The organism is Brevibacterium permense, assembly GCF_013280495.1.
GTDB lineage: Bacteria > Actinomycetota > Actinomycetes > Actinomycetales > Brevibacteriaceae > Brevibacterium > Brevibacterium permense.
Window position 1 is genome coordinate 85,061 of sequence record NZ_JABSSX010000007.1, and the last position, 24,798, is coordinate 109,858.

Annotated in this window: 21 protein-coding genes; 9 read left to right on the forward strand and 12 right to left on the reverse strand. The window is 65.8% G+C overall.

Features of this window, described 5'->3' with window-relative positions; translation table 11 throughout:
* The first annotated feature begins 1 nt into the window (after window position 1).
* Together HK353_RS11315 and HK353_RS11320 are read left to right on the forward strand one after the other, a co-directional pair.
* Window positions 2-1,054 (forward strand): putative FMN-dependent luciferase-like monooxygenase, encoded by a 1,053-nt coding sequence (locus HK353_RS11315; RefSeq protein WP_173156191.1) that lies wholly within the window; start codon window positions 2-4, stop codon window positions 1,052-1,054.
* Window position 1,055: 1 nt separating this feature from the next.
* A complete protein-coding gene (locus HK353_RS11320; RefSeq protein ID WP_173156193.1) occupies window positions 1,056-2,390 on the forward strand; it encodes an alkylhydroperoxidase domain protein in 1,335 nt (444 codons plus the stop codon).
* Window positions 2,391-2,533: 143 nt separating this feature from the next.
* On the opposite strand, the gene HK353_RS11325 is transcribed toward HK353_RS11320, so the two are convergent.
* Window positions 2,534-2,953, reverse strand: a complete 420-nt coding sequence (locus tag HK353_RS11325) for a DUF779 domain-containing protein (protein ID WP_173156195.1) — start codon at window positions 2,951-2,953, stop codon at window positions 2,534-2,536.
* Between the two features lie 487 nt (window positions 2,954-3,440).
* Here HK353_RS11325 and HK353_RS11330 point away from each other — a divergent pair, with 487 nt between their 5' ends.
* Window positions 3,441-3,665 (forward strand): hypothetical protein, encoded by a 225-nt coding sequence (locus HK353_RS11330; protein WP_139469332.1) that lies wholly within the window; start codon window positions 3,441-3,443, stop codon window positions 3,663-3,665.
* 17 nt (window positions 3,666-3,682) lie between these two features.
* Here HK353_RS11330 and HK353_RS11335 read toward each other — a convergent pair whose 3' ends face one another.
* On the reverse strand, window positions 3,683-4,753 hold the full coding sequence (locus HK353_RS11335; protein ID WP_173156197.1) for an AI-2E family transporter: 1,071 nt from the start codon (window positions 4,751-4,753) through the stop codon (window positions 3,683-3,685).
* 94 nt (window positions 4,754-4,847) lie between these two features.
* Between HK353_RS11335 and HK353_RS11340 the strand changes: the two genes are divergently transcribed.
* Both HK353_RS11340 and HK353_RS11345 read left to right on the forward strand, forming a co-directional pair.
* Window positions 4,848-7,430, forward strand: coding sequence for a M3 family metallopeptidase (locus HK353_RS11340; RefSeq protein WP_173156199.1), 2,583 nt, complete (start codon window positions 4,848-4,850; stop codon window positions 7,428-7,430).
* Window positions 7,411-8,178 (forward strand): queuosine precursor transporter, encoded by a 768-nt coding sequence (locus HK353_RS11345; RefSeq protein WP_173156201.1) that lies wholly within the window; start codon window positions 7,411-7,413, stop codon window positions 8,176-8,178. The genes HK353_RS11340 and HK353_RS11345 overlap by 20 nt, the downstream gene beginning before the upstream one ends.
* A gap of 195 nt (window positions 8,179-8,373) precedes the next feature.
* Here the strand turns inward: HK353_RS11345 and tgt are convergent, their stop codons facing one another.
* Window positions 8,374-9,651 carry a tRNA guanosine(34) transglycosylase Tgt gene (gene tgt, locus HK353_RS11350; protein WP_425350546.1) on the reverse strand — a complete coding sequence of 426 codons (1,278 nt, stop codon included), beginning with the start codon at window positions 9,649-9,651 and terminating at the stop codon, window positions 8,374-8,376.
* Between the two features lie 21 nt (window positions 9,652-9,672).
* On the opposite strand from tgt, the gene mmuM reads away from it, so the two are divergent.
* Window positions 9,673-10,659: a homocysteine S-methyltransferase gene (gene mmuM, locus HK353_RS11355; RefSeq protein ID WP_173156204.1), complete on the forward strand. Its 987-nt coding sequence runs from the start codon at window positions 9,673-9,675 to the stop codon at window positions 10,657-10,659.
* Window positions 10,660-10,691: 32 nt separating this feature from the next.
* On the opposite strand, the gene HK353_RS11360 is transcribed toward mmuM, so the two are convergent.
* Window positions 10,692-11,699 (reverse strand): isopenicillin N synthase family dioxygenase, encoded by a 1,008-nt coding sequence (locus HK353_RS11360; protein ID WP_173156206.1) that lies wholly within the window; start codon window positions 11,697-11,699, stop codon window positions 10,692-10,694.
* A 146-nt stretch (window positions 11,700-11,845) separates the two neighbouring features.
* On the opposite strand from HK353_RS11360, the gene HK353_RS11365 reads away from it, so the two are divergent.
* Window positions 11,846-12,451 carry a flavin reductase family protein gene (locus HK353_RS11365; protein WP_342589904.1) on the forward strand — a complete coding sequence of 202 codons (606 nt, stop codon included), beginning with the start codon at window positions 11,846-11,848 and terminating at the stop codon, window positions 12,449-12,451.
* A gap of 18 nt (window positions 12,452-12,469) precedes the next feature.
* Here HK353_RS11365 and HK353_RS11370 read toward each other — a convergent pair whose 3' ends face one another.
* Both HK353_RS11370 and HK353_RS11375 read right to left on the reverse strand, forming a co-directional pair.
* Window positions 12,470-13,882: an FAD-linked oxidase C-terminal domain-containing protein gene (locus tag HK353_RS11370; RefSeq protein WP_173156208.1), complete on the reverse strand. Its 1,413-nt coding sequence runs from the start codon at window positions 13,880-13,882 to the stop codon at window positions 12,470-12,472.
* On the reverse strand, window positions 13,879-14,940 hold the full coding sequence (locus HK353_RS11375; RefSeq protein WP_173156210.1) for a pyridoxal phosphate-dependent aminotransferase: 1,062 nt from the start codon (window positions 14,938-14,940) through the stop codon (window positions 13,879-13,881). Before HK353_RS11375 ends, HK353_RS11370 begins: the two co-directional genes overlap by 4 nt.
* 214 nt (window positions 14,941-15,154) lie before the next feature.
* On the opposite strand from HK353_RS11375, the gene HK353_RS11380 reads away from it, so the two are divergent.
* Entirely contained in the window at window positions 15,155-16,630 is a 1,476-nt protein-coding gene (locus tag HK353_RS11380) for a malate:quinone oxidoreductase (RefSeq protein WP_173156212.1), read from the forward strand.
* 108 nt (window positions 16,631-16,738) lie between these two features.
* Here the strand turns inward: HK353_RS11380 and HK353_RS11385 are convergent, their stop codons facing one another.
* Window positions 16,739-17,563 (reverse strand): bifunctional allantoicase/(S)-ureidoglycine aminohydrolase, encoded by an 825-nt coding sequence (locus HK353_RS11385; protein ID WP_173156214.1) that lies wholly within the window; start codon window positions 17,561-17,563, stop codon window positions 16,739-16,741.
* Between the two features lie 34 nt (window positions 17,564-17,597).
* Entirely contained in the window at window positions 17,598-18,905 is a 1,308-nt protein-coding gene (locus HK353_RS11390; RefSeq protein ID WP_173156216.1) for a DUF6986 family protein, read from the reverse strand.
* A 381-nt stretch (window positions 18,906-19,286) separates the two neighbouring features.
* Between HK353_RS11390 and HK353_RS11395 the strand changes: the two genes are divergently transcribed.
* On the forward strand, window positions 19,287-20,066 hold the full coding sequence (locus HK353_RS11395) for an IclR family transcriptional regulator (RefSeq protein ID WP_173156218.1): 780 nt from the start codon (window positions 19,287-19,289) through the stop codon (window positions 20,064-20,066).
* A gap of 24 nt (window positions 20,067-20,090) precedes the next feature.
* Here the strand turns inward: HK353_RS11395 and aceE are convergent, their stop codons facing one another.
* The 4 genes from aceE to uraD all read right to left on the reverse strand — a co-directional run bounded on the left by aceE (window position 20,091) and on the right by uraD (window position 24,785).
* Window positions 20,091-22,838, reverse strand: a complete 2,748-nt coding sequence (gene aceE / locus HK353_RS11400; RefSeq protein WP_173156220.1) for a pyruvate dehydrogenase (acetyl-transferring), homodimeric type — start codon at window positions 22,836-22,838, stop codon at window positions 20,091-20,093.
* A 95-nt stretch (window positions 22,839-22,933) separates the two neighbouring features.
* Window positions 22,934-23,818: a factor-independent urate hydroxylase gene (gene pucL / locus HK353_RS11405; protein WP_173156222.1), complete on the reverse strand. Its 885-nt coding sequence runs from the start codon at window positions 23,816-23,818 to the stop codon at window positions 22,934-22,936.
* A gap of 155 nt (window positions 23,819-23,973) precedes the next feature.
* Window positions 23,974-24,297: a hydroxyisourate hydrolase gene (gene uraH, locus HK353_RS11410; protein WP_062861137.1), complete on the reverse strand. Its 324-nt coding sequence runs from the start codon at window positions 24,295-24,297 to the stop codon at window positions 23,974-23,976.
* The gene (uraD, locus tag HK353_RS11415) at window positions 24,294-24,785 is read right to left on the reverse strand and encodes a 2-oxo-4-hydroxy-4-carboxy-5-ureidoimidazoline decarboxylase (RefSeq protein WP_173156224.1); all 492 of its coding nucleotides are present in this window, start codon (window positions 24,783-24,785) and stop codon (window positions 24,294-24,296) included. The genes uraH and uraD overlap by 4 nt, the downstream gene beginning before the upstream one ends.
* Between the last annotated feature and the right edge of the window lie 13 nt (window positions 24,786-24,798).

The following is a 24,798-nucleotide window of genomic DNA, read 5'->3' on the forward strand; positions in this document are numbered from 1 at the left end:
CATGACCCCGCAACCCACCGACACCCGGACGACCGGACCGAAGCTCGGATTCTTCACCCGCCTGCTCGAAGATGCCCCGGCCGCGGACCGCTATCGCTTCGCCCTCGAACAGATCGAGGCAGCCGAGGACTTCGGCTTCCATTCGGCCTGGGTCGCCCAGCATCACTTCTCCGCGGCCGAGGGCGGGCTGCCGTCCCCGCTCGTCTTCCTCTCCCACGCCGCCGCCCGCACCACCCGAATCTCTCTGGGCACCGCGATCATCACCCTGCCGATGGAGAATGCCGTCCGCGTGGCCGAAGACGCCGCCGTCCTCGACGAACTCTCCGGCGGTCGCCTCGAGATCGGTTTGGGCTCGGGCGGGAACCCGAAGTCGTTCCCCGCCTTCGGCACGAGCTTCGATGAGCGTCGTGAAGTCTTCGCCGACAATCTCGCGACCCTGCGCACACTGTTCTCAGGCGACCGGCTGCCCACCGACCATGGCCTCTACCCCGCTCCCGATGGGCAGCGTCCGAGCCTCGAGCGACGACTGTGGCAGGCGACGTTCTCCGCCGGCGGGGCCGGTGCGGCAGGCGCCGCCGGTGACGGACTCATGCTCTCGCGGACACAGCCACGGCCCAAGGACAACCCGTCGGCACCTCTCGATGAGGTTCAGCTGCCGGTCATCGACACCTATCTCTCCCAGCTGCCTGAGGGGGCCGAACCGCGCATCCTCGCCTCTCGTACCGCCGTGGTCGCCGATACCGAGGATCTGCCCCGGCTGCGCGAGATCACCGAACCGGCGCTGCGGGCCGAGGCCGACCGACTCGTCGGCTATGACACCTCTGGGCTGAGTCTCGATGAGCTCCTCATCGCCACCGACACCTACCTCGGCACGCCCGAGCAGGTGGTCGAGGGGCTGCGTCACGACCGCGTCCTCGACCGGGCCACCGATGTCAGCTTCCAGGTGCACTCGGTTCCGGCCACGAACGAGACCACTCTGCGGTCGATCGAGCTGCTGGCCACCGAGGTGGCTCCGGCGCTCGGATTGTCTGTGACCAAGGAGAAGGTGCGCTGAGATGGCCGATATCATCAACCTCCTCGCCGGAATCGCGGCGAACGATCCTCTCGATGAGCTGCGCGACCACCGGGCGCAGGCGAAGGAGAACGCGCAGCTGAGTTTCGAAGCTCTGCTCGAACCCGCTGATCCGAAGAACGTGAGCTTCCGCGACCGATATGCGATCGCCGCGTTCACCGCGGGTCTGCTCGGTTCCGCGCGGGCCGAGGAGTTCTACCGTGATCTCCTGCGCGACGAAGACGAGTCCGTGTCCTGGGCGGTCGCCGAACTCCTCGACGAGGCGACCTCGCCTGCCGGCACCGCTGGTCCCTACGGAATCTTCGAATCCGCGGCGTTGGCCGAAGAGAACGCCCCCGGGCCGTGGCTGACTGCCGCCGAGGCGACGGCGGCGCGACTCGGTGAGAAGCTGACGGCAGGACTCGAATTCGCTCATCTTCTCGTCCTCCATCCGCGCGACAGCCGCCCGGGTCACCTCGCGCTTCTGCTCGAGGCGGGATGGGACGAGGACGGCATCGTCACCCTCGCTCAGCTCGTGTCGTTCCTCAACTTCCAGATCCGCATCAGCACCGGACTCGCCGCACTCACCGATGCGGCCTCCGCGACCGCGGATGCCCAACCGCACCAGGCGGATCGGTCGGAAGGCGAATCCGCGAACGAGACGGACGATGCCGACGACAGCCACGCCTCGGCGAAGGTGGACGACGCACTGCAGTCCGTCGGGGACCGGGTGAAGACGTACCCGAGCCTCAATCGTCCCGAGCTGTTCCAGCGGGGCGGGCTCGGGTGGGTGCCGTGGATCGCTCCCGTCGCCGAGGCGGACCTCAGCGATGACCAACGGGATGCCCTCATCGAGGCAGGACGGGCGAAGAACCCGTACTTCCGGCTGCTGGCGAGGGATCCTGCCGCACTCAAGGCACGGACCCTGACCGACTTCGACATCTTCTTCAACACCACCGACGGGCTCGGCCGCGCCGAACGCGAACTCGCCGCGACCGCGGCCTCGCGGCTCAACGGGTGCCTGTTCTGTGCGTCGGTCCACGCGGATCGGGCCAGCGAGGAATCCGGGCGTCGGGACGTCGTCCAGCGCCTCCTCGACGAAGGAATCGGCGCGAAGAGCCACCTCTGTGATCAGGTGTGGGACGCCGTCGTCGATGCCTCCGTGGCGCTGACCCTGACCCCGCAGACCTTCGGCGTCGCACACGTCGAGCAGCTGCGTGCGGCGGGTCTGGGCGACGGCGACATCATCGACGCACTCAGCTGTGCCGCCTTCTTCAACTGGGCGAACCGGCTGATGCTCTCCCTCGGCGAGCCGGAGCAGCTGAACGCCGGGAAGTGACCTCTTCTCGCAGGCGCGGTGGCTACACGCGTTCTGCGGCATCGATTGTGTGGTCGATCCACGGCGTTTTCTGCGATCAGAACACCGTGGATCGACCACACAATCGAGCGATAACCGCGCCGGTTCCCCGGTCGCGCCTCGGCTCAGCCGACGTCCATGAGCGTCGAGCGGATGATGAAGCGGTTTCCCGTCGGTGATTCGACGCTGAAGCCGCTCCCCCGTCCCGGCACCACATCGATCGTCAGATGCGTGTGCTTCCAGTACTCGAACTGCTCCGTCGACATCCAGAAGTCCAGTCCGGCCTTCTCAGCATCGTCGATGGGCAGGTCGAAGTGACCGAGCAGCACATCGGCTTCCGAGGTGAGGAAGTCGCCTTCGGGGAAGCACATGGGCGACGAGCCGTCACAGCAGCCACCGGACTGGTGGAACATGAGCTGGCCGTGTTTGTCGACGAGGCTGGTCAGCAGGTCGATGGCGGCCTCAGTCATCGCCACTCGCGATTTCTCTTCGCCCTCGATCGTCGGTGTCGATTCGAGAGCGGCAGTTTCGGCTGTTTCACTCATCAGAAGAATCCTTAAGCATTTTCGGAGTAGCGGACCAGCAGGTTCTTCGTCTGCTGGTAGTGGTCGAGCATCATCTTGTGGTTCTCACGGCGGCACCCACTCTCCCCCGGTGTAGTTCCCATAGCGGAGCCTGACCGTGACGAGTGCGCCCGTCGGTACCGGGCGCTGACCAGACTGCCATGACACTCCTTCGTGTGGGTCCATCCACCCGCATCATGCGCCTCGTCCGATGCCGCTCGGAGGCGCGGAGCGGATATGTCTGTGTCCTTCTCACCCTAAGCCGGAACCCAGGCGCGGACAATAGCCGTTGAGGGAGTTCGCAGGTGGCACCCTGCCAGCGAGAAGTCGCATATCGTCGGCAGGAATCCGAGAAGATGTCGATGCGGTCGTCAGGCTCTACGCCCCGGCTCTACGGCCCGTTTCAGTCATGGGCTCCACCCTAGACTCCACGTCGATGCTCCGGTGCCCCGTTGCTAGACTCAGCCCCATGAGCGAGCCCGAATCCCCCGTCCTCCGACTGATCCCGTATCTCGCGGCGATCACCGTCACGGTGTTCGCCACACTGTCAGTGGTCGGCACCGGGGAGTCCAACCTGCTCGTCACACTCGTCGTCGCAGCAGTCGGCTATTTCGGCACATACTTCATCGTCAAGCTCATCATCCACGCCCTCGTCACCCGGATCGGTTCAGACCACCACGACGACCACGACTGACAGTCGGCCCGCCGCTCCTACTTCTTCGCCTGCGCCGGGACGACGACCTTGCGGATGATGATGAGCGCCGAGGCGGCCACCGGCACCGCGACCACCGCACCGAGCACGCCTCCGAGGGTTCCGCCGGCGATCGCGGCGATGATGACGAGTGCACCGGGCACGTCGACGGCCTTGTTCATGATCCGCGGGCTGAGCAGATACGCCTCGACCTGCATGTACACGAGGTAGTAGATTCCGGCTGTGATGCCCAGCCCGGGCGAGACCATCAGGCAGGACGCGGTGATGATGATCGCACCGGTGATCGGACCGACCAGGGGAATGAGCGAGGCGAGGAACGCCACGAACGCCAACAGCGCCGGCAGCGGGGCGCCGATGATGGTGAGGAAGATTGCCGAGCATACGCCGTTGATGACGCCCAAGGACACCTGACCGAGGACGTAGCGTCCGATGGATCGGGTGACCTCCTCGGTGACGGATTCGACCGTCGGTCGCGATGAGGCCGCGACCAGGGAGAACATCGCGGATCTGATCGTCGGCATGGACACGGCGAAGTAGATGGTGAGGATGACGACGATGATCACGCCGGTGAGAAAGCTCAAGATCCCCGCCCCGATCGAGACGACGCCGCCGCCGAGGGACAGCACATTCTTCGGATCCGAGGCCCACTCCGAGATGTTGGCGAACACCGCATCGATGTCGATCGCGCCGGTGAATTGCTCCTCGAGCTCCGTCACCCACCCGGTCGTGGCAAGGTTCGCCACGATCCCGGGCAGATCCGCGACGAACGTCTGGATCTGACTGATTACTGCCGGGGCGATGAGCAGTGCGACGCCGACGACGATGAGGATGAAGGCCACGACGACGATGAGCACCGACAGCGACCGCGGCACCTTGCGGTCGACGAACCACTGGACGATCGGTTCGAGCCCGAGAGCGAGGAACAGCGCCAGACCGATGTAGATGATCACGGTCGCCACGGACTGCAGCGCCGTCATCACCAGGATCGCCAGCCCCACGCCCAAGGCTCCGGTGAAACCGAGCCGGAACGCGCTGTTGAGTGTGAGGGACTTGCCCTGCCCAGTGCCCATGGAAACCAGTGTAACCAGCGATCATGCACTGGACGGTCGACTCACGTTAGGATCAGAGCGAACCCTCAACCGCTAAGAAAGTGAATCGTCGAGAATGAGCGCAGATCCGAACAGCATCGATGTCTGGGAAGCGTTCCTCGACCCGCAGACCGACTATTCGCTGCCCGACTTCGCCGCAGTCACCCCGAAGACGCTGTTGACCGCGGTTCGCACGGCGACCGATTTCGCTCGCGCCGAGGTGGCTGCCATCATCGCCGACGACGCCGAGTCCACGTTCTTCTCCACCACTGTGAGATTCGAATCCGCGTCCGTGCCGATGACCCGCATCGCCTCCGTCGCGGCAGCCATCGAATCGAATCATCTGCGCCCCGAGCTCACCGACGCCGTCTCCGAGACCTGGGAACTCCTGTCGGCCACCGAGACCGAGATCCTGCTTAACGTCGACCTCTTCCACCGCATCGAACAGGTCTCGGTCTCCGACCTCAACCCCGAGGACAAGCGTCAGCAGGAGCTGACCATCGATCAGTTCGTGCGTGCGGGAGCCCGCCTCGGCGAGGACGAACGCGAGCAGATGGCCACGATCGCGGCCGAACTGACCACATTGGAGAACTCGTTCTCCCGCGCGCTGCAGCTCGATACGCGCGAATTGGCCGTCCACCTCAGCGAAGCCGAATCCCTGGCCGGGATGAACGACGATCAGATCGCGGCAGCGGCGAATCGTGCCGCCGAACGCGGCGTCGACGGCTACCTGCTGCCGCTGAACAACTTCACCCAGCAGCTCGTCCTCGAATCCCTGGACACAGCACAGACGCGCCGGCATGTGCTGAATAATTCGATGGCCCGCGGGTCCCGCGGCGGCGACGGCGACACCCGCACCCAGGTCGCCGACACCACGGCGCTGCGTGCGCTGAAGGCGCATCTGCTCGGATACCCTTCGTTCTCGTCCTTCGCCATCGACAATCAGACCGCCGGCAATCCGGACGCCGCTGCAGATATCGTGTCCTCCCTGATCAACCCCGCCAAGGCTCAGCTCGACGAGGAGCTCGGCCTGGTTCGGGACCGCTACGGACTCGACGACGTCGCGCCCGAGGACGTGAAGTACTACCTCGCGAAGTACCGGGCCGACGAATTCGGCATCGACTCAGACGAGGTGGCCAAGTACTTCGAGTTCGACACCGTGCTCACCGAGGGTGTCTTCCGCGCGGCCACCGGACTCTACGGCGTCACCTTCGCCCCCTATGACGGCGTCACCGCCTGGCATGAGGACGTGCGCGCCTATGAGGTCACCGACGTCACCGAACGCCCCCTGGGCCTCGTCCTCATCGACCCCTACGCCCGGGACACGAAACGCGGCGGAGCCTGGATGGACCAGCTGGTTCCCGCCTCCCGGCTGACCGGTCTGCTGCCGGTCGTCACCCTCTCGCTGAATCTCGCCAAGCCCGGACCGGGCCGGCCCACTCTGCTCAACCCGACCGAGCTGACGACGTTCTTCCACGAATTCGGCCACGTCCTACACGGGCTCTTCGCGAACTCGACGTACCCGTCGACGGCGGGCACCGCGGTCCCCCGCGACTACGTCGAATTCCCCTCGCAGCTCAACGAGATGTGGCGCTTCCACCCGCAGGTCCTCCCCCACTTCGCCAAACACGTCGACACGGGTGAGCCGATGCCGGCCCAACTCGTCGACGCCCTCATCGCCAGCGAGAAGTTCGGGCAGGGCTTCGACACCATCGAATACCTCGCCGCCGCGATGCTCGACCTGTCGTGGCATTCGCTCGAGGCCGGCGAGCACATCACCGATGTGCTGTCCTTCGAATCCGAGGTGCTCGCCGCCGCCGGCTTCTCGCCACTCGTGCCGCCGCGTTACCGGTCGACCTACTTCGGGCACATCTTCGCCTCCGGCTATGCCGCCGGCTACTACTCCTACCTCTACTCCGAGGTCATCGCCGCCTGGGTGAGCGAATGGTTCGAATCCCAGGGCGGCCTCAACCGCGAGGCCGGAGACGCCTTCCGTGAAGCCATCCTCGCCCCCGGCTACTCGGTCGATCCGATGTCGGCGATCGAACGCTTCTTCGGCACCCGCCCTGACGTCGCGCCCCTGCTGCGTCGTCGCGGCCTCGCGGAACCCGTCACCGAGGTCGACGGGGAGGACGAGGAGGAAACGACCGAGACCGAGTCCGGAGTCGCCTCGGCGAAGTGGGACCACCCCAACCACGAGGCGGTCGCCGCTGATCTCGCGGCTGCGGGCATCGATCCGCGCATCGAGATCTTCGACGGTTCGACGCCGACGGCGGCCGCGGCGGCCGAAGCGCTGGGCATCGAGGTCGGGGCGATCGCGAACAGCCTCATCTTCTCCTCCGACGGCGACCCCGTGCTCATCATGGCCTCGGGCGCCCACCGGGTCGACACCGCACATGTCGCCGAACTCATCGGCGTCGACTCCCTCGACCGGGCGTCGAAGGAACTCGTCCGCGAGGCCACCGGGCAGGTCATCGGCGGGGTCGCTCCCTGCGGGCACCCGGCGCCGATTCCCACCTATGTCGATGTGTCGCTGAAGGACTATCCTGTTCTCTGGGCCGGCGCGGGGACACCGAATTCGATGGTGCCTCTGACGTACGAGCAGCTGCTCGCGGTCACCGGAGGGAAGGAAATCACCGTTGTCGCAGAAGAGGCCTGAGGCCGAGTCCGGACGTTCCGAAGCAGAGTCTGGGCAGCCGGATCGCACCACCGGTCCGGCGCACACCACCACCTCGGCTGCACGATTCGCAGCTTTCGCTTCCTCCCGGGGCCGCTACTACGCGGTCTTCCTCGCCGTGTTCTGCGCGGTGCTCATCATCTCGAACATCTCGGCAACGAAGGTCATCGGCTTCGGTCCGATCGTCACCGACGGCGGCGCGTTCCTCTTCCCCATCGCGTACATCCTCGGCGATGTGATCAGCGAGGTGTACGGCTTCAAAGCCGCTCGCAAGGCCGTGATCACCGGATTCGCTCTGCAGATTCTGGCCACTTTCGTCTTCTGGCTCGTACTCATCTCGCCTCCGGGGCCCGGTTACGAGAACCAGGACGCCTTCGCCGCCGTGCTCGGCTTCTACCCACGCATCGTCGCGGCTTCCCTCGTCGGCTACTTCGTCGGCCAGCTGCTCAATTCGTGGGTGCTCGTGGCGGTGAAGAAGCGCATGGGCGAGTCGAAGCTGTGGGTGCGGCTGCTCACGTCGACCGGTGTCGGCGAGTTCGTCGACACGCTTCTGTTCTGCATCATCGCCTTCGCCGGTGTCATCCCGGGGCTCGACTTCCTCAACTACATCATCGTCGGCTTCGTCTACAAGGTCGCCGTCGAGATCATCTTCCTGCCCGTGACCTACCGGGTCATCAAGCTCGTCAAGCGCCACGAACCCAGCTACGAACTCGACGAGGCCCGGGCTTAGGCCGACCGGACGCAATGTGGCCGGCCTTGTACGAGAGGGGGCCGACGGCAAGTGTCATCGAGTTTCGTCCCTGGTCGCATCGACTTCTGATCAGGTCATCGGGATTGAACTCGATGCGCTGATCAGAAGTCGATGACTCACCGCGGGCGGCAGCGTGTGGGGCCGGGGCGATCGCAGCGACTGCCGAAAGCGCGCCTACTTCTTCGCGTAGTACCGGCCGAGGACCTCGGTTTCGAGTTCGTCGAAGCGGCCGTCGATCATCGCCTGACGGATCTCGGCGACGAGCGAGACGACGAAGTGCTCGTTGTGGATGGTGCACAGGGTGGAGAAGAGCATCTCCTTCGCCTTGTACAGGTGCCGCAGGTACGCCCGTGAGTAGTTCTGGCACGTGTAGCACGAACAGTCCGGGTCGAGCGGGCCGAAATCACGGCGGTACTTCGCGCCGGTGAGGTTGTACCGGCCGTCGCGGGTGTAGATCGCGGCATTGCGGGCCACGCGGGAGGGCGAGACGCAGTCGAAGGTGTCCGCGCCGGTCTTGATCGCCTCGAACAGGTCGTCGGGTTCGGAGATGCCCAGCAGGTGCCGCGGTTTGTTCTCCGGCAGCTCCTCGCACACCCAGCGGATGATGATGCCGAGGTTCTCCTTCTCCAGCGCCCCGCCGATGCCGAAGCCGTCGAAGTCCATGGCGCCGAGGTCACGAGCGGCCTTGCGCCGCAGGTCTTCGTACTGTGCACCCTGCAGCACACCGAAAAGCGCCTGGTACGGCCGGTGAGAACGGGCCTCGGTGAGGCGGAAGTGCTCGTCGATGCAGCGGAGCGCCCACAGTCGGGTCCGCTCAACCGATTCCTCCTGGTAGCCGCGGGTGTTGACCAGCGTGGTGAGCTCGTCGAAGGCGAACATGATGTCGGCGCCGAGTTCGTGCTGGACCCGCATCGAGATCTCCGGGGTGAACCGGTGCATCGATCCGTCGAGGTGGGACTTGAACGTCACCCCGTCGTCGTCGACATTCGACAGCCGTTCCTTGCCGACGGCGACGAGTTCGTCATTCTGCTCACCCGTCGACTCCATCGAGATGACCTTCTTGAACCCGGAGCCGAGACTCATCACCTGGAATCCGCCCGAGTCGGTGAACGTGGGTCCGTGCCAGTTCATGAACTCACCCAGTCCCCCGGCCTCGTCGATGAGGTCCGAGCCCGGCTGCAGATAGAGGTGGTAGGCGTTGGAGAGCACCGCCTGTCCGCCGAGTTCGGCGACCTCGTCGGGGCGGACGGCTTTGACCGTGGCCTTCGTGCCGACCGGAATGAACGCCGGGGTCTGGATGTCCCCGTGCGGGGTGTGGATGACTCCGGTGCGTCCGCCCGTGTCCAGGCGCGTGCCCACCTCGAAGCCGAAGCGGGACCGGTCGTTGATGGCGTCGCCCGCCGGCCCAGGGGTCGACGTCTCAGATGATGCTAGGGATTCGATTGAGCTCACCGGACAAGCTTAACTGGGACCATGACTTTCGCGCAGATGCTCGCCTCCGCCGAGGCGGCCCACCCCCTCGTCCTCGACGGCGGGCTGGGCACAGCGCTCGAGACCCGCGGCATCGGCCTCAGCCATGAGCTGTGGTCGGCCGAGCTCATCCGCAACGACGCCCAGACGCTCACCGAGGTGCATGCCGAGTTCGTCGCCGCCGGTGCCCGGATCGTGACGACCGCGAGCTATCAGGCGACCCCGCTCGGATTTGCCGCGGCCGGGGTCAGCGCCGACGAGGGACGTGAGATCATCAACCGCAGCGTGGAGATCGCCCGCTTCGCCGCCGAGGTGGCAGCCCCGCCGACCGGCACGGAAGCGTCTGCCTCGCTATCCGGCAGCGGTCCCGGCCATAGCGATGCACGCGTGCTCGTCGCCGGGTCCGTCGGCCCCTACGGCGCCGCCTTGGGCGACGGCGCGGAGTACACGGGTGACTACCGATTGACAGTCGCCGAGTACACCGCCTTTCATCGCCCCCGCATCACAGCTCTCGCCGAGGCGGGAGTGGATCTGCTCGCCTTCGAGACCCAGCCGCGTCTCGACGAGATCGGCGCGATCCTCGGACTCGCCGAGGAGGTCGGGCTGCCCGCGTGGGTGAGTGGCACTCTACGCGAGGGCACTGGCACGGCTGTCACCCTGCCCGACGGCAGCTCCATGGCAGAACTCGCCGAGGTGGCGGCCGCCTCGGCGAGCGTGCGGGCGGTCGGGGTCAACTGCGTTCGCCCGTCCCTCGTGACTCCGGCACTGAGAGAACTGTCCGCGCACACCGAGCTGCCGCTCATCGCCTACCCGAATTCGGGCGAGACCTACGACGCGACCGCCATGCAATGGCGCGAAGACGGCACAGAGGCCGGTATCGGATCGTGGCCGCTGAAGTCGTGGGCCCGCCTCGGTGCCCGCCTCATCGGCGGCTGTTGCCGGGTGCGTGCGACAGATATTGCGAGGCTGGCGGAGCAGACTGAGCGCTGATCGCCGAGCCCTGACCGATTTGGCCAGAGAGCTCAGGGCGTGGTGCTCACGTGCTCCGGGTAGAACTTCTCGGCGACGTTCGGGTGGGAGCGGACGCGCGACATGAACGCGTTCTCTCCGTAGACCGAGTGCAGCGCGTCGAGTTCGTCGACGGAGACTCCGCGAGCCTGCTCGGCGAATTCGGCGGGCAACTCGACCGGCGGCAGCTGTGAGCTGAGCGCAGGGTTGAAGAAGAACGGAATCGAGATCCGATCCTCGCCGGGCTTCGTCGGCAGCACCCGATGGACGGTGGCCTTGAGGTAGCCGTCGGTGGCGACTTCGAGGAGTTTGCCGATGTTGACGACGAAGGAGTTGGGAATCGGGTCGGCGTCGATCCAGCCGTCGTCGGTGAGCACCTGCAGACCCTTCGTTCCCGGCTGCGGATAGAGCAGGGTGAGGGTGCCGCCGTCGCGGTGTTCGCCGACGCCCTGGGTGACGGTGTCGTCCTCGGCCGCGGGGTAGCGGACGATCTTGATGAAGGATTCGGGATCGGTGGCGAACGCCTCGGCGAAGTGGTCGGCGCTCTGGCCGAGGCTGAGTGCCCACTCGCTGAGCAGTCGGTTGCCGACCTCGCTCAGCCGGGCGTGCCACGAGTCGGTGACCTCCCGCAGTTCGGGCAGTGCCTTCGGGTACTGGTTGGGGCCGGTGAGGTGGTCGTAATCGTGGACGGGTTCGGCCACGGGTGCGCGTTCGGGTCCGATGTCGATCTGTTCGCGCCAGTCGACCTTGCCTCGGGTGCGTTCCCCGCCGGTGCGGGTGTAGCCGCGGAAGTGGGGCGAGTTCGTGTTCTCGATCGCGAGCTTGTCGGCCTCGGGCAGGGCGAAGAACCGCTGAGCGGTGTCGATGATGCGGGTGAATTCGTTCTCGGGGAGGCCGTGGCCGGTGAGGTAGAAGAAGCCGATCTCGTGGGTGACACGACGCAGCTCGGCGCGGAAGTCGGCCGCGGTCGCAGGGTCATCGGCGAGGCTGAGGTCGAGGACGGGCAGCTGGGTGAGAGTCATGCCATCACGGTAGACCGCGACAGGAAGCCAGTGTGTGAGCGGTGTCACGGAGCGCCACACTCCGTCATCATCGTGTCACGGACGAAACCAGACAGAGACCGTCCCGCACAGTGCGCTCTCCCCGAACACCTGCTTGAATAGGTCGGGTGACCCACTTCTATCGCCCCTCCGAGGGCCACCGCCTGCCGCACGACCCCTTCAACGCCATCGTCGCGCCGCGTCCCATCGGCTGGATCGGCACCCTCGATGCCGACGGTCGTCGGAACCTCGCGCCCTATTCGTTCTTCAATGCGCTGAACTACTCTCCACCGCTCGTAGGCTTCTCCAGTAACGCGTGGAAGGACACCGTCGCCAACTGCCGGGAGACTGGGGAGTTCACGTGGAATCTCGTCACTCGGCCCCTCGCCGAGGCGATGAACGCCTCGTCGACCACCGCTGAGGTCGACGAGTTCACCGCCGCAGAAGTCGAGGCGGCCGAGTCCGTGGAGATCTCTGCGCCACGCGTGGCAGCCTCACCGGCGACCTTCGAATGCCGAGTCACCCAGATCATCGACCTCCGCACCTCGGACGGCGAAGGCTCGGGCTCGTGGTTCACCGTGGGCGAAGTGGTGGGTGTCCATCTCGACGAATCCCTGCTCGACAACGGAATCGTCGACACAGTCGCCGCCGAACCGGTGCTGCGCGGCGGAGGACCGACCGCATACTTCGGGATCAGCTCGGATCAGCGTTTCGACATGCGTCGACCGGGCTGAGTTCGATCACCCGAGATCTCAGCCGAGCATCTTGCCCGGGTTGAGGATCCCCAACGGATCCACCGCCGCCTTGATCGAGGTCTGCAGCGCCCGCGCACCCGCATCGAGTTCGCGCACCAGCCAGTCCTTCTTCAGATACCCGACGCCGTGCTCACCCGTGATCGTCCCACCCAGATCGAGACCCAGCTGCATGATCTCAGCGAACGTCTCCTTCGCCTCGGCCACACTCGCCTCATCCTGGGCGTCGAAGAGCACACTCGGATGCATATTCCCGTCCCCGGCATGCCCGGCCGTGGACACCTCCACCGAATGCCGACCCGCGATCTCGTCCAAGCTGGCGAAGAACTCGCCGAGGCGGGACCGGGGAACGCAAACATCATCGATGAGCTCTCCCCCACCAATCCCGGATACATACTTCTCCAACGCCGGCGACACCGCCCGCCGTGCCGCGACGAGCATCTCCGAGTCCGCCGGATCGTCGGAGACGAACACCTCATCGGCGCCCTGCGCCGTGGCGATCGCTTCGAACGATTCCAACTCGCTCATACCGGCCTGCCCCGGAGCATCCGACTGCACCAACAACAGCGCACCGGCCTCGTCGGGCAGTCCGAAATCACCGTAGGCATTGATCATGCCCACGGTGCTTCCGTCCATGAGCTCGAGCATCGACGGGGCCGCCCCGGAGGCCATAAACTCAGAGACCGTATGCCCGGCCGACTCCATGTCCGGGAAGATCCCGACTCCGGTCACCGGCGGCGCCAGCAGAGGTTTGAGCCCGAGGGTGATCTCGACGATGACGCCCAGAGTCCCCTCGGACCCGACGAACAGTCCCGCCAGATCGAGACCGGCCACCCCCTTCGCAGTCTGCCGACCCAACCGGGTCACTGTCCCATCCGCGAGGACCACGGTCAGTCCCCGCACATAGTCTCGCGTCACCCCGTATTTCACACAGCACATGCCGCCGGCGTTCGTCGCGACGTTCCCGCCGATCGTGGAGATCGCCACCGACCCCGGATCCGGCGGATACGACAGACCGTGCTCGGCCAGCGCGGTCTTGAGGTCTTGGTTGATGACTCCGGGTTGGAGCCGGCACGTCTGGTTGACCTCGTCGATGTCGACGATCGCGTTCAGTTTCGCGAGGTTGAGCAGGATCGCTCCGTCGGTGGCGTTCGCCGCCCCCGACAGTCCCGTCCTGGCACCTTGAGTGACCACCGGGATCCGATGCGCCGTGGCAAACCGCATCGCCGCGACCACATCATCGACGTCGGCCGCTCGCACGAGCGCCGAGGCGGTCCCCACCGGACAGAACAGGGCCTTGTCCGACGAGTAGGAGTCGATGACATCCCGGTCGGTGACCAGGGCGCCCGAGCTCAGTTCGGCCGCAAGTCCGTCCAGATCCGTGCCCACCGTCGTCTCCGCACTCGTCGTCACAGCGACGCGGCCACCTTGAGCACGCGGTCGAGAGCCTCATCGGGTCCGATGCTCACACGCACCCCTCCCTGCAGGCGACGCACGGCAACGGCCTGTTTCGCGCACTCACCTTCGAAGGCGACGGCCGCCTCGGGGTCGAGTGCGATCCACACATAGTTGCCCTGAGCGTCGGGCACGGACAGACCCAGCTCTCGCAGATCATGGGCGAATCGGTCGCGCACCGCGGCGACTTCCTTGGCGCGTACGGCCACCTCGTCGACGCGTGCCAGGGATTCCCGGGCGGCGGCCTGGGCACCGGCGGTGACGGAGAATGGGGCGATGACCTGGCGCATCGCCGAGGCGATCTCGACATCAGCGATGCCGTAGCCCACGCGCAGACCGGCCAGGCCGTGCGCCTTCGAGAAGGTACGTGCGAGCACGAGGTTCGCATGCTTCTTCCGCGCGGCCAGACTGTCCGCGGCCTCGGTGGCGAATTCGAGGTACGCCTCGTCGAGGACGACGATGACGTTGTCGGGCACCTCGGCGAGGAAGCCCTGGAGCTCGGCGTCGGTGATCGTCGGACCGGTCGGATTGTTCGGCGAACACAGCAGCACCATGCGGGTCGTGTCATCGATCGCGGCGGCGAGCCCTGCGAAGTCGTGTCGGCCGTCTGGCATGAGGTCAACGGGTCGCTTCTCCGCCCCGCGGGCCGAGGCGAGGATCGGGTACATCTCGAACGACGGCCACGGATAGACCACGGAGGTGCCGGATTCGAGGGTGATGTTCGTCAGCGCGGACAGGATCTCGGAGGCGCCGGCGCCGGGGACCACCTCGGCGGGGTCGACATCGAGACGATCGGCGATGTCGGCCACGAGGGCGGCAGCGGTGGGGTCGGGATAGTTCGCGGGAATCGCCGCTGCGGCGGTGACGGCGTCGAGGACACCAGGCAGCGGCGGCAGGTGGTTCTCGTTCGAGGACAGCTTGTACGGGGTCAGGCCGGGGGACGCGACGGGAGGCTTGCCGGGAACGTAGGGAGGGAATTCGGCGAGCGCGTCACGGAGCTGGAAACGATTGGACATGTGCCCATGTTTGCACACCTTGTGGCGGGCGACACAGAGTGTCCGGGGAATGTGACCGAACGGTCGGATACGGGCGGGCGCGGCGGACGCCCATCCGCTGTGATAATGCTCCCACGCACGGGTGTTCACCCTGCCCTGGTTACAGGTGAGCCGACACCGAAGAGTAGTCTGGGAGACGAATAGAAGCAGTCAGTGACGAGGAATGAGAGTCCAAATGCCCTCACCGCAGGAAAAGGTCGACGTCGTCTTGATCGGCGGCGGAATCATGAGCGCCACCCTCGGTGCCATGTTGACCGAACTTCAGCCCGACTGGAACATCCGTGTCTACGAGAAGCTCGACTATGTGGCCTCGGAGAGCTCCGACCCCTGGAACAATGCGGGCACCGGCCACGCCGCACTCTGCGAACTCAACTACACCCCCGAGGACTCCAACGGCGACATCGACCTGCAGAAGGCCTCGACGATCAACCAGCAGTTCCACCACTCGCGCCAGTACTGGTCGCACCTCGTCGACACCGGTGTGCTCACCGACCCGAAGTCGTTCATCAACCCGATCCCCCACGTCAGCTATGGCCGTGGCGAGAAGGGCCGCGACTACATCAAGCGCCGCTACGAGACGATGGTGCGAAACCCGCTGTTCTCGCAGATGGAGTACTCCGACGACCCGGCGACCCAAGCCGAATGGCTGCCGCTGATGTTCGAAGGCCGCGGGCCCGGACAGGTCAACGGCATCTCGCGAACCGAACTGGGCACCGACGTAGACTTCGGCTCCCTGTCGCGCCAGCTCCTGAGCTACATCGCGGACAAGGGGGCGACCGTGCGCACCAGCCACCAGGTCACCGACCTCGAACGCGCCTCCGACGGGTGGACACTGACGGTCAAGGACCTGCTGTCCCATGAGACCCACCGAATCGGCGCGAAGTTCGTCTTCGTCGGTGCCGGCGGCGGTGCCCTGCCCCTGCTCCAGAAGTCGGGGATCCCCGAGGGCCGCGGCTACGGCGGCTTCCCGGTCTCCGGAATCTTCCTGCGCACCGGCAATGAGGATCTCGTCGCCCGCCACCAGGCGAAGGTCTACGGCCAGGCGGCGCAGGGCGCTCCCCCGATGTCTGTGCCGCACCTCGACACCCGTGTCGTCGACGGCAAGGACTACCTGATGTTCGGCCCCTATGCCGGCTTCTCGCCGAAGTTCCTCAAGAAGGGCCGTTTCACCGACCTGCCGTTCTCCGTGCGCGGGAACAACCTCGCCACGATGCTCAACGTCGCCAAAGACAACACCGACCTCGTCACCTACCTGCTCGGTGAGCTGGCTGCGACGAAGAAGGCGCGCTTCGAGGCTATGCACCAGTTCATCCCGAACATCGACCCGTCCGACTGGGAGTTCATCCAGGCCGGTCAGCGCGTGCAGGTGATGAAGAAGGATCCGAAGAAGGGCGGCGTCCTCCAGTTCGGCACCGAACTCATCTCCTCGGCCGACGGATCGATTGCGGCTCTGCTCGGCGCCTCACCGGGTGCCTCGACCGCCGTGCCGATCATGGTCAACCTGCTCAAGACCTGCTTCCCCCGCGAGTTCGCCGGCTGGGAGAAGTCCTTCAAGGACATGATCCCGTCGCTCGGCCGCGACCTCGTCGATGACGAGACGCTGCTCAAGGAGGTCTCCGAGTACACCTCGCGGACCCTGCAGCTCATCTGAGCGGACTGACGCACTCAGCCGACTGACATACAGGAGAAGCGGCTGGCCGGAAGCCTTTCCGGCCAGCCGCTTCTTGCGTTCCCTCAGGAGTTCGGAGCGTCGAGAACCTCAGAGCTCGACTTGGCGGTTGACGTCCTTGTACAGCAGGTAGCGGAAGCGTCCGGGCCCTCCGGCGTAGCAGGCCTGCGGGCAGAAGGCGCGCATGGAGATGAAGTCGCCCTCCTGCACCTCGACCCAGTCGCCGTTGAGACGGTAGACGGCCTTGCCCTCGAGCACGTAGAGGCCGTGCTCCATCTCGTGCGTCTCCGCGAACGGGATGACCGCTCCGGCTTCGAAGGTGACGATGTTGACGTGCATGTCGTAGGCGAGGTCGTCCGGGTCGAGCGGACGGGTCGTGCGCCAGCGTCCGTCGGTTCCGGGCATCGGCGACGGTTCGACATCGGCTTCGTTGCCGAACTTCGCTTCAGGGGTCAGTCCCGCCACGGGCTGGTAGCGTTTGCGCACCCAGTGGAAACGGGCCGCCTCGGTGCCGGTGGACGTCGTCGACCACGTCGATCCGGCGGGCAGGAACGCGAACCCACCGGGGGTCAGCGTGTGCGCGGTTCCCTCGTGGGTGACCTCGAGCGTTCCCGCCATGACGAAGAGGAACCCCTCGACCTCGGGCTGCGGTTCCGGCGCCTGCGAGCCGCCGCCAGGCGCGACTTCGAGGATCGTCTGCGAGAACGTCACCGCTCCCCCGGCCACGGGCTTGCTCAGCACCCACGATCGGGTCCCGGTCCACTCGGGCAGGTTCGAAGTGACGATATCGCGCATCACTCCGCGCGGGATGACCGTATAGGCCTCGGTGACCAGTGCTCGGTCGGTGAGCAGATCGGACTGCGGCGGGTGGCCGCCGGTCGGGGCCCAGTAGGTGTACGGGTCGGTCGTCGTCATGGGCAGGGTCTCCTTCGGTCGGTGGTCGGTGGGCTCAGTCGAGCGAGCCGGTGCGGGCGAGCTGCCCGAGTTGGGTGAGGCTGAGATTCGTCCGCGAGGTCACGAATTCCTCGGTGTGGGCTCCGCAGACGAGTCCCCTGTCGAGGTAGCGGGCGAGCGCCTTCGCGGTCGCGGGTTCGTCGAGGACCGTCGAATCCGCCTTGAACACGTAGTCGTGCAGGCGCTGCGCCGCCCGTGGCCCGCCTTCGCGGTAGAAGGCGAAGGTCGCCAGGAACCGGGTCGGCAGCTGGTGCGGGTGCAGGTCCCAGCCCTGGTAGATCCCTCGTTTGAGGTGGCGGCGGACGAGGCCTGCATGCAGTGCCCACGCATGGTGGACCTCGGCGGGTTCGCCGAGCGGGAGGATGTTCGTCGACCCGTCGGAGAGGTGGACTCCGGTGCCGGCGACGGCGAGCATCATCTGGTTCTTCGCGAAATCCGCGACCGGATGGTCCATCGCCTGGTAGGCCGCGGCCACGCCCATCGACGCCGAATAGTCATAGGTTCCGTAGTGCAGCGAGCTCACGCGCCCGGCCCCGGCGTGCAGCGCCGTCGCCAGCGGCACGGTGCCATCGGCGGCGAGGACGAGCTGCGGGGTCTCGACCTGGATCTCGAAGGTGATCGTCCCTTCGCCGAGGCTGTGCTCGGCTTCCAGCGCTCGCGCGGCGAGCACCATCGCCCGGACCTGATCGACGGTGCTGACCTTCGGGAGGGTGAGCACGAGATTCTCCGGCAGGCTGCCGCCTGCCTTGATGAGTTCGGAGAGGAACAGGTCGAGAGTGCGCAGACCGCGTTGCCGGGTAGCCTTCTCCATGCATTTGAACCGGATGCCGACGAAGCCTGGGGCTGCCTTCTCCGAGCGGCCGGCCACCGCATCGCGGGCGGCCTGGACGACCCACCGGTCCTCGGTCTCATCCCCCTGGTCGCCGAACCCGTCTTCGAAGTCCAGACGCAGGTCCTCGATCGGCTCACGTTCGAGCTTCGCGGTGACCGCCTCGGCGAGGAGTTCGGCCTCCCGTGCCACCTGGTGGATGCTGGGCACCTGGCCGGGGATCGCGGGGCCGGCTTCTTTCCGGCCGGCGGTGATGACGCGTTCGGCCAGCTGCAGCATTCCGCCGTGGGCCTCGACGCATTCGAGCGCCTGCTGCCCCCACTGGTACGGCAGGTCCGCACTCGTGCGGTGTCCGGGCACGTACACGGTGTGCACTGGCTGGCGGACGTCACGATCACCGGGGTATGCGGTCGCCAGAAGCTCATCCGTGTCTCCCAGCAGTGAGTCGATATCGGCGAGTGTTGATCGTTCCACTTTCACATTCTCTTTCTCTGCACGGGGTTCGACGGCGAGGCGGCGATGCCTGACCTTGCCTCATTGTCTCTCATTCTCCGTCCCCAGGCACGCAAGGCTCTCTGGGGTTTCAGGACGAGACCCGGGCGACCGCCTCGGCGACCTTCTTCGCGACTTCGGGATCGAACACGGAGGGGATGACGCAGCCGGGGTGGAGTATCCGGGGCTGGTGGCGACCATGGGCAATATCCTCCTTGATATCGAGTTTCCGTATTATGGAGAATAACTTTTGCCGAGTGGAAGTACTAGACAGTGTCAGTGGATTCGGAAAGTTTCTTCCATTTCGGGACTAGACTGAACGGAGTCTCACAGCCGAGACTCACCACAGATTAAGGAACATCGATGAGCAGCAAGGACACCCCGGCAATCCGCCAGTCCAAAGGCGGCGTGCAGTCCGTCGAACGCGCGTTCGGACTGCTTGAGTGCATCGCGAACTCCGCAGGATCGGCGACGCTGAGCCATATCGCCGCGGACGTCAATCTGCCCCTGCCGACGATCCATCGTCTGCTCAACACCCTGGTCAACCTCGGTGTGGTCCGACAGCTGCCCGACCGCGGCTATGCGCTCGGACCCGGGTTGGTGCGACTCGGCGATATCGCCGGCTCCCAGCTCGGTGCCGTCGCCCGCCCCTATCTGCGTGAGCTCGTCGCCGAGCTCGGGGAGTCGGCGAACGTCGCGACGATGGACGGAGACATGGTCGTCTACGTCGATCAGGTCGCCTCCGAACGTCAGATGAGGATGTTCACCGAGGTGGGACGCCGTGCCCATATGCACGCCACCGGGGTCGGCAAGGCCATCCTCGCGGGGCTCGAATTTGAGCAGGTGCGGCATATCGCCGCCACCGCCGGAATGCCCACCCCCACGGAATACAGCATCGGGACGATCGAGGACCTCGAAGCCGAACTCGGCCGCATCCGTGAGCGCGGCTATGCCATCGACGAACAGGAGCAGGAGCTCGGAGTGCGCTGCTTTGCCATGGCCATCCCCGACTCACCCGTTCCTCTGGCGATCTCCGTATCGGGACCGATCAGCCGCGTCGACCAGTCGTTCGCCGATCGCGCCGTACCGCTGCTCAAAGACGCAGCCGCCCGCATCTCCGCAGAGATGCAGAGCGGCCGCTGACTCTGGCTTCGGTTCCCGAACCGGTCAGGAGTCTCCGCCGGCCGTTCCCGAGGTGCCGGCGTTGACGTCGTTCAGACGATAACGTCGAGCCGCCTCGGCGGGAATGGATCCGTCGATCTCACCGCGCTTGGCGAGCAGCTGCAGGGTGCGCACGACCATCGAGTGCGCGTCGATCTTGAAGTGCCTGCGCGCGGCGGCACGGGTGTCGGAAAAGCCGAACCCGTCCGCGCCGAGGGTCGCGAAATCGTGGTCCAGGTACGGCCGGATGAGGTCCGGCTGGGTGGAGTCGAAGTCGCTCGTGGCCACGATCGGACCGGGCTGGCCCTCCAGCTTCTGACGCACATACGGAACGCGGTCCGCGGACTCGTCGCCACCGTCGGCGGCGTTGAGTTCTGCGGCTTCGCATTCGAGACCGTCTCGGCGCAACTGGGCCCATGAGGTCACGGACCATACGGCGGCGTCGACGCCCCAGTCGGCTGCGAGCAGGTCCCGGGCCTCGAGTGCCCAGGGCACGGCCACACCGGAGGCGAGCAGCTGCGCTTGCGGACGGTCGCCCGCAGCCGCCTCGGCGACGCGGTGGATGCCCTTGAGGATGCCCTCGACATCGACGTCCTCCGGTTCGGCGGGCTGGAGCATCGGTTCGTTGTACACGGTGAGGTAGTACATGACGTTGCGCTCGTCCTCGCCGAGGTCGTGCTCTCCGTACATGCGATGCAGACCGTCGCGGACGATATGCCCGATCTCGTAGCCGAAGGCCGGATCGAAGACGCGCACGGCCGGGTTCGTGGCCGCGAGCACCGGGGAATGTCCGTCGGCGTGCTGCAGGCCCTCACCGGTCAGGGTCGTGCGGCCGGCGGTGGCGCCGATGATGAACCCACGGGTCATCTGGTCGCCGGCAGCCCAGAAGGCGTCGCCGGTGCGCTGGAACCCGAACATCGAGTAGAACACGTAGATCGGGATCATCGGTTCGCCGTGGGTGGAGTACGCGGTTCCCGCAGCGGTGAATCCGGCCGCGGCACCGGCCTCGTTGATGCCCACGTGGAGGAGCTGCCCGCTCGTGGCTTCCTTGTACGAGAGGAACATCTCGCGGTCGACGGCGAGGTAGTTCTGCCCGTTCGGGTTATAGATCTTCGCGGTCGGGAAGAACGCGTCGATGCCGAAGGTGCGGGCCTCATCGGGGATGATGGGCACGATCCGCTCGCCCAGCCCCTTCTCACGCATGAGGTCCTTGAGCAGCCGGACGAAGGCCATCGTCGAGGCGGCCATCTGCTGCCCCGAGCCCTTCTTCGTCTGCGAGAACGCCTTGTCGCTGGGCGCCGGCAGGGTGATCTTGTTGTGCTCGGGTTTGCGCGCCGGCAGGAATCCGCCGAGCTGGCGACGCCTGTCGAGCATGTACTGGATCGCGTCGTCATCCTTGCCGGGGTGGTAGTAGGGCACCGCGTACGGGTCCTCGTCGATGACCTTGTCGCTGATCGGGATGTCCATCCGATCGCGAAAGGCCTTGACGTCGTCGGCGGTGAACTTCTTCATCTGGTGCGTGGCGTTGCGGGACTCGAACGTCGTGCCCAGACCGTAGCCCTTGACGGTCTGCACGAGGATGACGGTCGGCTTGCCCTTGGTGTTCACGGCCTTCTGGTAGGCGGCGAAGACCTTGTGGTAGTCATGGCCGCCGCGCTTGAGGTTCCAGATTTCGTCGTCGGACAGGTGGTCGACGAGCCCCTTCGTCGCAGGGGTGCGGCCGAAGAAGTTGTCGCGGATGAATCCGCCGGATTCGGCCTTGAAGGTCTGGTAGTCACCGTCGAGGGTCTCGTTCATGATCTTCACGAGGTCGCCGGTGCGATCCTCGGCCAGCAGGTCGTCCCATTCGCGGCCCCACAGCACCTTGATGACGTCCCAGCCGGCGCCGGTGAAGGTCGCCTCGAGCTCCTGGACGATCTTCCCGTTTCCGCGCACCGGTCCGTCGAGACGCTGGAGGTTGCAGTTGATGACGAAGGTGAGATTGTCCAGCCCTTCGTTCGCGGCCAGCTGCAGGGCGCCGCGCGATTCGGGTTCGTCCATCTCGCCGTCGCCGAGGAACGCCCACACCCGCTGGTCCGAGGTATCGGAGATGCCGCGGTTGTGGAGGTAGCGGTTCATCTGCGCCTGGTAGATCGCGTTGATCGGGCCCAGACCCATCGACACGGTCGGGAACTGCCAGAACTCCGGCATCAGCCGTGGGTGCGGATACGAGCTCAGTCCGTGCGGGGCGCGTGAGACCTCCTGCCGGAACCCGTCGAGGTCGGCCTCGGTCAGGCGGCCCTCGAGGAACGCCCTGGCGTACATTCCCGGTGAGGCATGGCCCTGGAAGAAGACCTGGTCGCCGCCGCCGGGATGGTCCTGACCACGGAAGAAGTTGTTGAATCCGATTTCGTAGAGCGTGGCGGCTCCGGCGTAGGTGGAGATGTGCCCGCCCACGGAGATCTCGGGCCGCTGCGCCCGATGGACGAGCATTGCGGCATTCCACCGCAGCCATCTGCGGAAGCGGCGCTCGACCTTCTCCTCGCCGGGATAGAACGGCTCCTGGTCAACGGGGATGGTGTTGACGTAGTCAGTGGTGGTGACCTTGGGCTGGGCAACGGAGTTCGTGGCCGCGCGTGCACGCAGCGCCTCCATGATCTCGGCCGCGCGCTGGGTTCCGCGCGCGCCGACGAGCCCTTCCCAGGACTCGATCCATTCATCGACCTCTTCGTCGACGCTTCCCCTCGGACTCGCCGAGGTTGTGTCCTGTGTCATATCGGGGTTTCCTTCTCACGGGGTCCGGGCTCCCGGAACAGTACCCCGGGAGCCCGGAGATGGAAAGTCCTGTCTCAGCAGGTGATGTTCAGATCTCAGCAGAAGCCGGCGACCTGTGCCCATGCATCCTTGTTCTCGTCGACGCCTTCACGGGTGAAGGCGGCTTCGATGAGGCCGTAGGGGCGGTCAGCGACGATGAAGACCTCGTTCGGGTTCTCGAACCCGAAACGTTCGATGTCATAGAGGAAGTGGTGCTTGTTCGGGCAGGAGAAGCGGATCTCGTCGATCTCCGGCACCGCCTCGATGACCTTCTCGCCCATCTGGTACAGCGTGTGCTGCAGGGCGTGGGAAAAGTGATCGGTGAAGGAGTCGAGGATGATCTCCTTGACCTTGGTGTACACGGCTTCGAAGTCGAGGTCGGTGGTGTTGTAGATCCACCGGGTGGCGATATCTGTCGCGAGGATCCGATCCTGGGTCTCCGGCAGGGTCGTGTACTTGTCCTTCGGGTAGCCGACGAAGCCCGACTCCGTGGTCTTGAGCACGGTGAGTCCGTTGAAGCCGGAGATCAGCGTGTCCTTGTCGCCGTCACGGGTGAAGACGACGGTGCGGACCTCGGGAGCGGACTTGTAGAACGAGTGCTTGTGGTCGTTGATCCGGTCCCAGCCGTATTCTTCGGCTTCCCAGCGTCCGCCGGTGACCCAGTCGAAACTCGATGTGAAATGGTCGGCCAGACCCATGAGGAACTGTTCGGGCGAGCTCACGCCCAGCTCCTTGGCCTTCGCGAAGACGGTGTTCTTCTGGGTGTCGGTGGCGACGACGTGCTCGTTGTCGCCCTCGGTGTGAGCGGTCTCGAAGTCGCCCCACAGCTGTGAAGTGACGTTCAGATCGCGGATCTCGTGGCGGTCGGCGTCGCGGTAGACCCGCATGAGTCGGTTCTCCGCCTTGCCGTACTGGTTCGATGTCAGTCGGACCTTGCTCATTTTCTTCCTCCAGTTCGTCGGCGTGCGCACCTGCACAAGCCGTGACCATTCGATTGGCGAGGCCTGCCGGCAGTTCCCGGTCGGCTTCGGCGGTTTGTTGAGGATGGAGATCCTGCAGGGGGCCTGCTTCCCCTGTGAGCGATTGTGGGCGCGGCTCAGCTGCCGCGGTAGGTGCTGTAGGCGAAGGGGCTGAGCAGCAGCGGGATGTGATAGTGCTCCTGCCCGGCCTGGACGGTGAAGTCGATGGTGACCACGGGGTGGAAGTGATCGATCTCGCGGGCAGCGAAGTAGTCGCCGGTGCCGAAGACGATCCGGTAGTCCCCCGGCTCGAGGTGGTCGGGGCCGAAGTCGGAGACTCGCCCGTTGTCGTCGGTGCGAGCCGAGACGATGACTTCGTCGCCGGAGTAGAGAGTGACCTCGAGGTCGGCGGCGGGGGTGCCGACCATGGAGTCGAGTGCATGGGCGGTGATGAAGCTCATGAGAGGATCCCTTCGAGTCTGAGTTCGGCGATCTGGATGAGCTGCTGCCCGACCTCGGCGGTCTCATCCTTGGCTGTGTTGTCCATTCGGCGCTGCAGTTCGGACAGGATCTCCTCAGGGGTGCGACCGGCGGCGCGGATGAGGAAGACGCGGTCGAAGCGGTCTTCGTAGGCGGCGTTTCCGGCGGCCAGCTGGGACTGCACATCGGCTTCCAGGGTGCCGAGTCCGGCCTGTTCACGGCTCGAGTGGGCCGCCTCGGCGCTATCGCCCTTCGCCTTCTCACCGATGCGCGGATGATGGGACATCGCCGCGTCGATCTCGGCGGTGGTCAGCGGTGCGGCGGCGCTGGACGCCGCCTTGGCGGAGTCGAGGTCGGCCAGGGGGCGGGCGTCGACGATCGCGTCGATCCACCGGTCGACGTCGAGGCAGGGACGCAGAATTCCGCGGGCATCATCGGCTGGGAGTCGGTTGAACTCGGCCAGGTCCACGGCGACCTCCTTG

What these genes read in the sequence shown, in the direction of transcription:
- HK353_RS11375 (WP_173156210.1), bottom strand. Translation starts at nt 14,940, where the DNA reads ATGTCCAATCGTTTCCAGCTCCGTGACGCGCTCGCCGAATTCCCTCCC.
- mmuM (WP_173156204.1), top strand. Translation starts at nt 9,673, where the DNA reads ATGACTTTCGCGCAGATGCTCGCCTCCGCCGAGGCGGCCCACCCCCTC.
- HK353_RS11395 (WP_173156218.1), top strand. Translation starts at nt 19,287, where the DNA reads ATGAGCAGCAAGGACACCCCGGCAATCCGCCAGTCCAAAGGCGGCGTG.
- HK353_RS11315 (WP_173156191.1), top strand. Translation starts at nt 2, where the DNA reads ATGACCCCGCAACCCACCGACACCCGGACGACCGGACCGAAGCTCGGA.
- aceE (WP_173156220.1), bottom strand. Translation starts at nt 22,838, where the DNA reads ATGACACAGGACACAACCTCGGCGAGTCCGAGGGGAAGCGTCGACGAA.
- HK353_RS11335 (WP_173156197.1), bottom strand. Translation starts at nt 4,753, where the DNA reads ATGGGCACTGGGCAGGGCAAGTCCCTCACACTCAACAGCGCGTTCCGG.
- HK353_RS11320 (WP_173156193.1), top strand. Translation starts at nt 1,056, where the DNA reads ATGGCCGATATCATCAACCTCCTCGCCGGAATCGCGGCGAACGATCCT.
- HK353_RS11330 (WP_139469332.1), top strand. Translation starts at nt 3,441, where the DNA reads ATGAGCGAGCCCGAATCCCCCGTCCTCCGACTGATCCCGTATCTCGCG.
- HK353_RS11385 (WP_173156214.1), bottom strand. Translation starts at nt 17,563, where the DNA reads ATGACGACGACCGACCCGTACACCTACTGGGCCCCGACCGGCGGCCAC.
- HK353_RS11360 (WP_173156206.1), bottom strand. Translation starts at nt 11,699, where the DNA reads ATGACTCTCACCCAGCTGCCCGTCCTCGACCTCAGCCTCGCCGATGAC.
- pucL (WP_173156222.1), bottom strand. Translation starts at nt 23,818, where the DNA reads ATGAGCAAGGTCCGACTGACATCGAACCAGTACGGCAAGGCGGAGAAC.
- uraH (WP_062861137.1), bottom strand. Translation starts at nt 24,297, where the DNA reads ATGAGCTTCATCACCGCCCATGCACTCGACTCCATGGTCGGCACCCCC.
- HK353_RS11380 (WP_173156212.1), top strand. Translation starts at nt 15,155, where the DNA reads ATGCCCTCACCGCAGGAAAAGGTCGACGTCGTCTTGATCGGCGGCGGA.
- HK353_RS11325 (WP_173156195.1), bottom strand. Translation starts at nt 2,953, where the DNA reads ATGAGTGAAACAGCCGAAACTGCCGCTCTCGAATCGACACCGACGATC.
- HK353_RS11340 (WP_173156199.1), top strand. Translation starts at nt 4,848, where the DNA reads ATGAGCGCAGATCCGAACAGCATCGATGTCTGGGAAGCGTTCCTCGAC.